General features: G+C 34.8%; 11 protein-coding genes, 2 tRNA genes and 2 pseudogenes. 11 read left to right on the top strand and 4 right to left on the bottom strand.

Annotation, left to right across the window (positions count from 1 at the left end):
- A pseudogene (locus OZD66_RS02955) lies at positions 1-222 on the bottom strand (IS110 family transposase); the annotation flags it as partial.
- Between the two features lie 118 nt (positions 223-340).
- Positions 341-1,252 (bottom strand): annotated as a pseudogene (locus tag OZD66_RS02950) (PAS domain-containing protein); the annotation flags it as partial.
- A gap of 160 nt (positions 1,253-1,412) precedes the next feature.
- Between OZD66_RS02950 and hemF the strand changes: the two are divergent.
- The 8 genes from hemF to sucD all read left to right on the top strand — a co-directional run bounded on the left by hemF (position 1,413) and on the right by sucD (position 7,134).
- Complete coding sequence (gene hemF, locus OZD66_RS02945; RefSeq protein ID WP_064124995.1) at positions 1,413-2,237, top strand: oxygen-dependent coproporphyrinogen oxidase; 825 nt, start codon at positions 1,413-1,415, stop codon at positions 2,235-2,237.
- Between the two features lie 82 nt (positions 2,238-2,319).
- On the top strand, positions 2,320-3,519 hold the full coding sequence (locus tag OZD66_RS02940) for an ankyrin repeat domain-containing protein (RefSeq protein ID WP_182367797.1): 1,200 nt from the start codon (positions 2,320-2,322) through the stop codon (positions 3,517-3,519).
- A gap of 68 nt (positions 3,520-3,587) precedes the next feature.
- Positions 3,588-3,659 (top strand) — tRNA-Glu (locus OZD66_RS02935).
- Positions 3,660-3,687: 28 nt separating this feature from the next.
- Positions 3,688-4,374, top strand: coding sequence for a 16S rRNA (uracil(1498)-N(3))-methyltransferase (locus OZD66_RS02930; protein ID WP_182367792.1), 687 nt, complete (start codon positions 3,688-3,690; stop codon positions 4,372-4,374).
- A gap of 218 nt (positions 4,375-4,592) precedes the next feature.
- Positions 4,593-4,666, top strand: a tRNA-Pro gene (locus OZD66_RS02925).
- 199 nt (positions 4,667-4,865) lie between these two features.
- Positions 4,866-5,066: a 30S ribosomal protein S21 gene (rpsU, locus tag OZD66_RS02920; RefSeq protein WP_006279819.1), complete on the top strand. Its 201-nt coding sequence runs from the start codon at positions 4,866-4,868 to the stop codon at positions 5,064-5,066.
- A 37-nt stretch (positions 5,067-5,103) separates the two neighbouring features.
- A complete protein-coding gene (gene sucC, locus OZD66_RS02915) occupies positions 5,104-6,255 on the top strand; it encodes an ADP-forming succinate--CoA ligase subunit beta (protein WP_182367791.1) in 1,152 nt (383 codons plus the stop codon).
- A gap of 3 nt (positions 6,256-6,258) precedes the next feature.
- Entirely contained in the window at positions 6,259-7,134 is an 876-nt protein-coding gene (gene sucD, locus OZD66_RS02910; RefSeq protein WP_182367788.1) for a succinate--CoA ligase subunit alpha, read from the top strand.
- A gap of 8 nt (positions 7,135-7,142) precedes the next feature.
- On the opposite strand, the gene dapF is transcribed toward sucD, so the two are convergent.
- Positions 7,143-7,931 carry a diaminopimelate epimerase gene (gene dapF / locus OZD66_RS02905; RefSeq protein WP_006279822.1) on the bottom strand — a complete coding sequence of 263 codons (789 nt, stop codon included), beginning with the start codon at positions 7,929-7,931 and terminating at the stop codon, positions 7,143-7,145.
- Positions 7,912-8,499 (bottom strand): nitroreductase family protein, encoded by a 588-nt coding sequence (locus OZD66_RS02900; protein WP_006279823.1) that lies wholly within the window; start codon positions 8,497-8,499, stop codon positions 7,912-7,914. The genes dapF and OZD66_RS02900 overlap by 20 nt, the downstream gene beginning before the upstream one ends.
- Positions 8,500-8,584: 85 nt before the next feature.
- On the opposite strand from OZD66_RS02900, the gene OZD66_RS02895 reads away from it, so the two are divergent.
- The 3 genes from OZD66_RS02895 to OZD66_RS02885 all read left to right on the top strand — a co-directional run bounded on the left by OZD66_RS02895 (position 8,585) and on the right by OZD66_RS02885 (position 10,542).
- Positions 8,585-9,112 (top strand): biotin transporter BioY, encoded by a 528-nt coding sequence (locus OZD66_RS02895; RefSeq protein WP_182367785.1) that lies wholly within the window; start codon positions 8,585-8,587, stop codon positions 9,110-9,112.
- Positions 9,109-9,498, top strand: a complete 390-nt coding sequence (locus OZD66_RS02890) for a DUF1284 domain-containing protein (protein WP_182367782.1) — start codon at positions 9,109-9,111, stop codon at positions 9,496-9,498. The genes OZD66_RS02895 and OZD66_RS02890 overlap by 4 nt, the downstream gene beginning before the upstream one ends.
- A 168-nt stretch (positions 9,499-9,666) precedes the next feature.
- Positions 9,667-10,542, top strand: a complete 876-nt coding sequence (locus OZD66_RS02885; protein ID WP_182367779.1) for a tetratricopeptide repeat protein — start codon at positions 9,667-9,669, stop codon at positions 10,540-10,542.
- Positions 10,543-10,824 lie beyond the last annotated feature (282 nt).

Here is a 10,824-nt window from a genome sequence, read left to right as displayed (position 1 = left end):
TACTGGTAATCCAAAGCTCCTTAACTCTTTGCACATCGATATTGACAATTGCCCACTTTCTATTCCTATGGATTCGTATTCTCTGCTTTGACTAAGCAGAAACTCAGCTATTGCACTGCTCTCACTTGCAACAACTTCTTCTTTAACAATTTTTCCTTTCTCATCAACGATACTAATAAAAGTTTCTTTGAGTGAGATATCTAACCCGCTATAATATTTCATGAGACTACTCCTACTGTAAAAGTTTAAATTATTTTTGAAGAACCAATTCATTGAATTTGTTACTTCGTGCTAAAATAATGGAGTATGTCTCTCCATTATTCAATCGCAATTACAGTATGTTGTATTTATCACAAAATATAGCAGTGCTCATATAAGCCTTGAATGGAATACCACTTATAGTAAAAAACAAAATTTCATTATCGGTTGTTGTATTGTTATATTTAGATTGAGATATAAAATCACTGATTGAGCTACCTTTTTCCAGTTTTTTTAGTTCAAATATGTCTAAAAATCTTTTATTTACAGATAAAATCACCCCTTTGGCATTTGCAATGTAAGTTCCTATGCTGTGTTTTTCTATTAACTCTTCATATATCTGCTCCTTGTTTATCTGTGTTGCTTTTAATACAAAATACCCATCTGGCCTTGCTATTGGCACTAATGATAAATTTAAAATCTTATTACTATTTATAGCAATTTGGGGATTATCTGGTATCGGCTCAAAGAGCAAAAGAAAGTTAAATACTCTATTCTTCTTGTTTAAGGAAATGCATACCTGTACAGAAGAGTTATTTTTTAGTGCATGATAGAGTACTTTTTTGTCTGCTTCTGAAACATCTCCTATTTCAAGAATCTTGCCTAACGTAATGTCATCATCTATATGATCTTTAAACCTTTCGTAGAACCTTGCATCAGCATAAATAATACCTTCATCTTTATGTAAAATAAGGCAAAATTCTGTATTATGATTTAGTGCATTTGCAAATATTGCATTTTGAAATTCTATAGTGTTAAGTAGGTATCTGTAGCGTTTTACATTATACATCATAAAGATAGTTGTTAGAATGCTAACTAATAAATTAATTTCTATATTAATATGCTGACTATATATATCAAAAAAGTAGAGTATCGATATTGCTACTGGAGGTAAGAGCATAATAACTGCCATCACAACAATTGACATTCCATAATTTCTTAGTATAAAGTCAACCCTGTTCTCTTTTTTGTTATCTATGTATCTTTTATTCATTATTGTTACTTGGCATTGTTGTACATACGAAAATGTTCTATTATATTGATTTAATTATTATAGATTTATTAACGTCTTTGATAGATAATTACCATCCAAATCTAATTAAGTTCCTTAAATATCAGATATAACAATGTTAATAAGCTAGCAAGAGGATATTATGGAAAAACAAAAAACACAAGCATTTAAATGGTTCTGTGCACTAAGAGATAAGATCATAGAATCTTTCTTATTAATTGAAAAACAATCATCCGCAGAGCCAAAGATCGAAAAGAGAAAGTGGGATCGCCCAGGTGGTGGAGGTGGTGAATCTACAATTATTTTTGGTAATGTTTTTGAAAAAGTTGGAGTAAACGTTTCAAAAGTACACGGAAAATTTGCAGATTCAGCCATTAATGAAATTCCTGGTGCAAGTGAAAGTAACGGAGAGTTCTGGGCAAGCGGTATATCTTTAGTGTCTCATATGCAATCGCCCCTTATCCCTGCAGCACATATGAACACAAGGCTGATATATACTTCAAAACAATGGTTTGGTGGAGGAATGGATTTTACGCCAATATATAAAAATGAAGAAGATTGCAAGTATATCCATGAATCAATCAAAATGACATGTGATAGATTTGACACCGGATATTATCCAAAATTTAAAGAGCAATGTGACAACTATTTTTTCTTACAACACAGAAAAGAGCCGCGTGGTATTGGTGGTATTTTCTATGATAATCTGAGTTCTGGCAACTGGGAAAACGATTTTGAGTTCACAAAAGCAGTAGGTGAAGCCTTTTTGGAAATTTATTTGCACATCATACGTAAACATATACAAAAATCTTGGACAAAAGAACAACGAGAAAATCAATTAATAAAACGTGGCAGATATGTAGAATTCAATCTGTTATACGATCGTGGCACAAGGTTTGGTTTAATGACTGACGGCAATCCAGATGCAATTATGATGTCAATGCCACCACTTGTTAAGTGGTTATAGAGAGCTGCTATTAGTAGAAAATAAATCATCATAGTTTAAAATTGTACCATGATAGTGAGCTTTTATATAGAGGGGTATAATCATGGGCATAATAGATAATTTTTTAATTAAATCTGTCAAAAACAATGACATAAAAGGTGTTAAACTGACTCTAATTCTCTATGATGCATTAAATAGTTTTAGAAAATTCTTTTCAAAGACTATGTCTCTCAAGAATACAGGATCATTTGATATAAATAATAATCAAGCTTTAAATCAGGCTTTAGAACATGCTACAGATCACAAAATAATGGAATTGCTGATTAATCGTGGAGCTGATATCCACTCAATAGATGAGAATGGAAAGAATGTTATAATTCGTGTTATTGAGAGTTTAGCAGAATCAAAAAATCTAAAATTGGATAGTGAGAAAAACTTACCAGCAGAGATAATTCTTCACCCCACAGTTTCCTTTTTACTAGGAAAAGGCGCAGAGTATTATTCTACAGATGATTTGAATGTTGAAGCTATACAACAAAAACCTCCTAGAACCTCTGAATATGAGCCAATAACTATGTACGCTGAGGTGAACAACAATGTAATACCACCTCAAAAACCTTCTAGCACTTTTGAGTATAAGCCAAAGAGCACTAATTATGATGCTTTGCCTTCAAAAGAGCCAATTTACGCTGAGGTGTATGATGCTAAGGTTAGTAACTCATTAGGGGAGAATGGTTATTTGAGTGTACCAGAAGAATCTATTTATGCTGAAATATATGATTCACATAAAAAATCCACCGAAAATTTATCATTGGAAGATAGTGGTTATTTGAGTATATCAGAAGAACCTATTTATTGCACTATAGATGATCTTTCAGAACAAAAAAAGCCTACTAGCCTAAAACAGAAAGAGCCAGAACAGTCGTCAGAACCTATTTATTCTGGGGTAGATTTGTCCAAGAAAAGAGCAGAAAGAAAAGCAAAAGACATAAAAGCTAATTCTGGAACTTGCCATGGGTTAGTGCAAGATAAAGTGAATGATTGGCAAGTGAAGCTAAATGAGCTAAGTGCTAATAAGTCGATAAGTCAGCAACAGACTAATGATCAAAAAATTAAGACCAAGGTTGGCTTTAGTGTAGAAGAAATAAGGCAGAAATATGAGCGTAGAGATTCTGGCTATGATTCCGATACAAAAGTTGAACAACAATTAGAATTAGCTCCTAAATCTGAGATAGGTTCAGTGAGTATTGAGCATGGAGTAATAGGAGGCTGTCGATATAAGATTACTGATATATCCCTCTAACTATGTGATTCAAAATAATTGAATTGACTTTATATATGTAATCGATATAACCTAGTTAGATTCAAGTTGACTCTTTCGTCTAGTGGTTAGGACACCACCCTTTCACGGTGGTAACACGGGTTCAAATCCCGTAAGAGTCACTCGAGTAGAATATAATTAAAGTTTTGAATGGGAAAAATTAGGCTCTATGTTGAAGAAGCTTTATCACAAAGCGTGAGTTTGGCACTTAATCCACAACAAAGTCACTACATTTGCAATGTAATGCGGCTTAAGAAGTATGATAATCTCTCTCTTTTTAATGGAAAAGATGGAGAATGGTTAGGAGAAGTAGTTAATATATCGCGTAAATTGACAGAAGTTACACCCAAAGAATGCACTAAACAACAGCAATATGAGGAAAATTTATACCTGTATTGTGCCATGGTAAAAAGTGCTGCTTTGAACAACATAGTAAGACAGGCAACTGAAATGGGAGTAATCTGCATTCAATTTATTTCAACGGAACGTACAGTGGTAAAAAATATTAACCTAAGTAGAGCAAAATTACAAGCAATCGAAGCAGCGGAACAATCAGGTAGGATAAGTATACCAGAGATTTTGCCTCCTATTAACTTTTGTGAGTTACCTGATTCCCAGAGTAAAAATTTTGTTTTGTGTGATGAAACAGGTAAAGCTGACAAAGTGCTGAAAGGCAAAAAAAATGTTGCTATTATTGTTGGCCCTGAAGGTGGTTTTTCATCTTATGAACTTGATCTTGCCGATAAGTTTTGTCAAAAATTGAGTCTAGGAAAAAGAATTTTAAGGGTCGATACTGCTGTAGTTGCTGCACTCACTTTCACCAATTGGTGTAGCTAGATTTTTAAATATGGCTAAGGTTTGGGTCATAAAGAAATCTGGTTCAGTGTTGCGCGCACAAAAACCCTGTAGACTTTCTACGAAGCAGTCTGTTGTTAAAGAGGAGCTAATAAAAAACATATTCTAAGATAATATTAAATCTCATATTATATTTTTTCTAAAGTAAACAAATGAATCTTGCATTTTGCCTGAGTTATTGATACTCTGAGTAAAGAAGTCGGGGCGTAGCGCAGCCTGGTAGCGCATTTGGTTTGGGACCAAAGGGTCGGGAGTTCAAATCTCTCCGCCCCGATGTTAGTATAATTGTAAGAACGCTGTAACATAAGAGCAATCTCCATCAGTAAGCAAGTAGCTGACACTGGAATGACATTATTTACCATGTAAATTATGGCATATTATATTTTAACGCTCAAGTTTATAAAATAATTGACAATGTTAATTTTCTAATTTATAAATAGATTTTGAAATGATTACCGAAGGAGGTATAGAGTTTGATAGAAGTATCAGTCCATTATGGTGATGTAGACAGAGCTCTTCCAGTATTGAAAAAAACAATTCAAAAGGAAGGAAGAGGGTTGAAAATGAAAAAACAATATCATGAAAAAAAATCAGAAAAAAGAGCTAAAAAGAAAGCTGAAGCTAAAAAAAAGAGGTACCAACAAGAGTGCAGAAGGCAACGTTATGGTTGGTAGTTTGTACTCAAGTTAATAGTTTATCATTGGTTATTTTATGAATATTCACGAATATCAAGCGAAAGAAGTTTTGCATAAATTTAATGTCCCAGTGCCAAAAGGTTTTGTTGCTACATCTGCAGAAGAAGTAAAGACTCAAGTAAGTCAATTAAAATCTGACGTGTTTGTAGTTAAAGCTCAAATTCATGCAGGTGGTAGGGGTAAAGCCGGTGGCGTAAAGCTAGCAAAGTCAGTTGAAGAAGCTCAACAGTTTGTAAAGGACATGATTGGTATGACTTTAGTTACTCATCAAACAGGGCCAAGCGGGCAGCAAGTAAGAAAAGTGTACGTTGAAGAAGGCTCAAGCATTAAGAAAGAGTATTATTTAAGCCTGGTAATCGACCCGAAGCTCAGTAGGCCAATATTCATATTTTCCTCAGAAGGTGGGATGGACATCGAAGAAGTGGCAAAAAATTCTCCTGCAAAAATTGTGAAATTTGATATTGATCCTGCTACAAGTTTTGATAGCAGCAAGTTAAGCAGCAGTTTTCATTTGAGTCCAGAACAAATAGAAAAGATATCGAACATTGCAAAAAAAATATATGATGCGTTTGTTGCAACTGATGCGAGCCAAATTGAAATTAATCCACTGGTTGAAACAAATTCTGGAGATTTTATTGCGCTCGATGCAAAAATTAATTTCGATGATAATGCTTTATATCGTCACCCAGAAATTATGGAACTTCGTGATTATGATGAGGAAGTGAAAGAAGAGATAGAGGCTTCAAAGTATGAGCTCAGTTACATCAAAATGGATGGCAGTATTGGTTGCATGGTAAATGGTGCAGGTCTTGCTATGGCAACAATGGATATAATAAAATACTACGGAGCAGAACCTGCTAACTTTTTGGATGTTGGTGGTGGAGCGAGTAAAGAAACTGTAACTGAAGCATTTAAAATCATATTGTCTGATAGCAACGTAAAAGGAATTCTGGTTAACATATTTGGTGGTATAATGCGTTGCGATATTATCGCAAGTGGAATTGTTGCGGCTGCAAAAGAAATGAGCATTAAAGTTCCTCTAGTGGTTAGATTATCAGGTACTAATTTTGAAGAAGGAAAAAAAATTTTAGAAGAGTCAGGATTAAATATTATTTCTGCAGATGAGCTAGATGAAGCTGCGCAAAAGATAGTAAAAGAGGTAAAATAAAGCATGTCCGTTTTAGTAAACAAAGATACAAGATTAATATGCCAGGGTTTTACTGGTGCACAAGGCACATTTCATTCAGAGCAAGCAATTGATTACGGAACGAAAATGGTGGGAGGTGTAACTCCTGGAAAGGGTGGGAGCACTCACCTTAATTTACCGGTTTTTAATACTGTAGCAGAAGCCAAAGAAAAAACCGGTGCAAATGCTACAGTTATATATGTACCTGCTAAATTTGCTGCTGCTGCAATACTTGAAGCAATAGATGCAAAAATAGAATTGATAATTTGTATTACAGAGGGCATTCCTATACTTGATATGGTGAAAGTTAAGCGTGCGCTTATCGGCTCAAAAGGTCGATTGATTGGTCCCAACTGCCCGGGAATTATTACACCTGAAGAATGCAAAATAGGAATTATGCCTGGCCATATCCATAAGTGTGGACACATAGGAATTATGTCTCGCTCCGGAACTTTAACTTACGAGGCAGTAGCACAAACAACCGCTGTTGGTCTTGGTCAATCCACATGTATCGGAATTGGGGGAGATCCAGTTCATGGTATGACATTTGTTGACTGTATGGAGCTCTTTTTAAAAGATGACGATACTCATGGTATTGTAGTTATTGGTGAAATAGGTGGAAATGAAGAAGAAGATGTATCACATTTTGTGAAAACAGAAAAAACTAAAAAGCCAATCGTTGGTTTTGTAGCAGGCCAAACGGCACCTCCAGGAAGACGTATGGGACACGCTGGAGCAATCATCTCTTCCAGCGGTGGAAGTGCTGGTGCAAAACTAGAAGTTATGCGGAGCGCTGGAATTGCAATTGCTGAAACCCCTGCAGTAATTGGTAAGAAGGTATTGGAAGTAATGCATCACTAGAATTAGGGTCACAAAAACCCTATATCACCGGTCATGAATACGTTATTTGCCCATTCGATTAATAACTTGCCTCCTGGTAAATTTACTGAAGTCTGTTGGGCAACCAGATATCCACGTAGTGTGGATGCAACAAGTGCTGCACAGGCTGCACTACCGCATGATGCAGTAATGCCTGTACCTCTTTCCCAAACTCTTAAAGCTATTTCTCCAGACTTTTCAACTTGTGCAATACTAACATTAATTTTCCGAGGAAATAATGCGTGATTTTCTAGCTTTGGTCCTAAATTTCGCAATGGTATTTCACTTATGTTATCAACAAAAAAAACTATGTGAGGATTGCCAATATTTACTGCAACAGGATCTTTTAGCATTTCAAGCTCTATAGGTAAGTGAAGAGTGTCACACTCAGTAGACAAGGGAATTTCATGCCATTTTAGCAAAGGTTTACCCATGTTAACCTTTATGGATTTATCACCCACTTTAAAACACTCTAAAATGCGTTTGCTTGTTAGCTCAATAATGGAGTATTCAGCACCTTTTTCTGACATTATCAAATATCCAACACAGCGTGCTGCGTTTCCGCACATTTCAGCTCGACTGCCATCAGCATTATAGATATGCATAAAACAGTCTGCAGCATTAGACATTGTTATAATTATCACTTGATCACAACTGCTTTGATCAGCAATTTGTCTATGGTTCCAGTCTAAATTGTTTGTTGAACGTGAGTCTATGATAACGAAATTGTTACCAGTGCCGTGCATTTTGATAAAATTTTCAGAATTTTGGCCACTCATCATAAAAAAATATTTCTTCTATTGGTCTTCTTTTCTTCTTACTTGTTTCAGCACCCTCTTCTTCGTAACCAACCGCTATCACTGACATTACGTTAAAGTCATTGGGTATATTGAACTCTTTCACTATTTTATCTCTATCAAATCCACCCATTTGATGGGCCATTAAGTTCATAACTGCAGCTTGTAACATAAGTCCATAATTTGCTGCACCAGTATCATGATTAGCCCAAAGATTTTCTCCTTTACCTTGTTTACGGAAGTTTTTAGCACTTAAAGATATGATTAACACTTGTGCATCTTTTGCCCATTTTTGATTAGATTCATCAAGGCAATTTAGCAGCTTTTCCCATGCGCTTTGATTGTTCTGTTTGTTGCATATTACGTATCTCCAGGGTTCATCACCAAAACATGAGGGAGTCAGCCTTACAGCTTCCATTAAAATATCCATGTCTTCCTGAGATATTGCTCTTGTAGGATCGTATGAACGTCCGCTGTGTCTTGCTTTCATCAACGATAATAGATCTTGTTTACTCATCATTTTTAATTTAATAGTGCATAAATAATTCATTGTAGCACAATATAAGCAAAATTTAAATTGCAAAACCTCTCATACACATATATTAGATTTAATAAGTTATTTTTATTGGGAAGGTATGTTTATAACACAATCTAGCAGCAGATCAACACTGGCTGAAATATTGTCTTGCGTTTTACTTTTATTCTTGATGGCTCAAATAAGTATACCATTGCAGCCTGTGCCTATCACATTGCAAACTTTAGAAGTAATGCTTATTGGGCTTAAATTTAACCGCAGAACAGCATTCTATTCTGTGCTTACATATCTATCACTTGGTGCAGCAGGATTGCCTGTTCTTGCGAATTTTTCTGGTGGTTATCACGCTCTTCTTGGACCAACCGGTGGATATTTAATTGGCTGTTTAGCTGCTGTTATGGTAATGAGCAAAGTAAATGAATTACTGAACTCTAAATATAAATCATTTGTGTGTAATTCTTTAAGTTGTCTGGCTGGTACAGTTGTAATCTTTATTTGTGGTGTTAGTTGGCTTGCTGTTTACTTGGGTCTGGGACAAGCAATAATGGTGGGTGTTTTACCATTTATCCTTCCTGGTTTGGTAAAAATTTTTCTACTTGTAGCAGCTTTGCAATATTTGAAAAAATGATAAAATTCCGCCCTCATCATTTCATGTGCACCCTCGCGTTTCGGGGATATGGGTATTCTCAGGGTTTTGTAGAAAATTATAAAAGGATAGCAAGCAAAGTAATTAGTACTCAAATCGAAGTAGTTGGTAACCTTGATAATATCTGTAGTGCTTGTCCAAATCAGACTAAACAAGGTAAATGCACCACACAAGCTAAAGTTTTAGAGCTAGATAGAAGGCATATGGAAATTTTAGGAATTAAAATTGGCGAGACTTTAACTTGGAATGAGGCAGTAAAAAAGATTAGGGAGAAAATGTCTTTAAAGAAATTCGAGTACGCATGTGAGGGGTGCAGCTGGCAGCCATATGGAATATGTAAAAATGCCCTTTTAAATCTACAAAGGTAGTTGACAAAATGTTAAGATAAATTGAAGCATTTTTGTGGAAATAAAGCGAAATATGGAAGACAAAAGATAAATGCATTCTGAAAAGCTACACAGCATGTTCGTCCCGCTAATTAATAATATCTTTATTATTGTATGAGATAGGTAATTTAGCATTTATGAATTTGTAATGTGTTACGCATAGCTCAAAAAAATAAGGTTTACTGGTTACACGCTGCAGCCAATGCCACAACACTAGGACCTATGTTTATCTGCATGTTAATTTGCGTTGTGATTTTATGGAGGTCTTCTGTTACCTATGCTAGTGAAAATTTGGAGATACAAAAGGCCTTCGATAGTGTTGTCAAGCATATAAAAGCTGATAAAAAATATAAAGATCTTGATGTTATTGAGAGAAAAAGTGACAAATTTAATATCAAAATTTCGCAGAATTCTGGCAAGAGTTTTGACATATACTCTACTTTAAAAAAAGCAAAAGATTCCTTTGAATCAGGAGATAATGAAGCAGCTATTTCTCTCCTTAATCAGATTATCGCAAAGTTTCCTTATCATAAAAATGCTTTAATTGGATTGGGAAATATTTATTACGCTAATAAAGAATACAAAAAAGCTGTAGAGATTTACACAAGACTGTTAAAAGAACACCCTAGTAACCCTTACATATTAAAAAATTTTCTGACGATAATCTCACAATATGATCCTGATCTGGCGTTGAGTGAAATGTTAAAATTGTATGATATACATAAAAATTATGCTCCTTTATTAGCAAATTTAGGTCTGATCTATATGAAAAAGGAGGATTATGTAAAAGGTAAAGAGTATATGATAACTGCTATTTCCCTCGATGAAAACAATATTTTTTATACTTATAATTTAGCTGTTATTCTAGATAAACTTTCAGATTTTCAAAATGCTACAATATTCTACTTAAAGTTGTTAAACATGGCTACAACTTCAAAAGATGTGAGTGAAAAAATACCTTTATACAAAGTGACAGCAAGACTAAAATTTATAAAACTTCACAGCACGCACCCAAAGATTTCATAAAAGCTTATAGCTTACCTAAAGCTAATTTATCGTATCTGTTCAAGGGAGTGGCTAATGTGCAAATATTGAAGCAAAGTGTGTGACACACAGCTGTACGAACATTTGTTTGCAAAGGTAATTTGCACAACAAATGCATAACTGTACGAACATTGTGATTTTGGCCCATCAGATCCCAGTGCTTGACACTGGGATGGCTTTGTTGCATTGCTACTTATGAAAGGCTAACTATAGTTAGGATTATAAGCAACCTATTGAAAATCTTGTTTTTTTGCAATCAATCTG

Origin of the sequence: Wolbachia endosymbiont of Drosophila baimaii, from assembly GCF_028982185.1 — a bacterium.
Lineage (GTDB): Bacteria > Pseudomonadota > Alphaproteobacteria > Rickettsiales > Anaplasmataceae > Wolbachia > Wolbachia pipientis.
This window is presented reverse-complemented; position numbering and strand designations above follow the sequence as displayed.

Bases quoted from the DNA above. Each gene is read 5' to 3' on its own strand.
- hemF (WP_064124995.1), top strand. From the start codon at position 1,413: ATGGAAAAACAAAAAACACAAGCATTTAAATGGTTCTGTGCACTAAGA.
- OZD66_RS02940 (WP_182367797.1), top strand. From the start codon at position 2,320: ATGGGCATAATAGATAATTTTTTAATTAAATCTGTCAAAAACAATGAC.
- OZD66_RS02930 (WP_182367792.1), top strand. From the start codon at position 3,688: ATGGGAAAAATTAGGCTCTATGTTGAAGAAGCTTTATCACAAAGCGTG.
- sucC (WP_182367791.1), top strand. From the start codon at position 5,104: ATGAATATTCACGAATATCAAGCGAAAGAAGTTTTGCATAAATTTAAT.
- sucD (WP_182367788.1), top strand. From the start codon at position 6,259: ATGTCCGTTTTAGTAAACAAAGATACAAGATTAATATGCCAGGGTTTT.
- dapF (WP_006279822.1), bottom strand. From the start codon at position 7,931: ATGAGTGGCCAAAATTCTGAAAATTTTATCAAAATGCACGGCACTGGT.
- OZD66_RS02900 (WP_006279823.1), bottom strand. From the start codon at position 8,499: ATGAATTATTTATGCACTATTAAATTAAAAATGATGAGTAAACAAGAT.
- OZD66_RS02895 (WP_182367785.1), top strand. From the start codon at position 8,585: ATGTTTATAACACAATCTAGCAGCAGATCAACACTGGCTGAAATATTG.
- OZD66_RS02890 (WP_182367782.1), top strand. From the start codon at position 9,109: ATGATAAAATTCCGCCCTCATCATTTCATGTGCACCCTCGCGTTTCGG.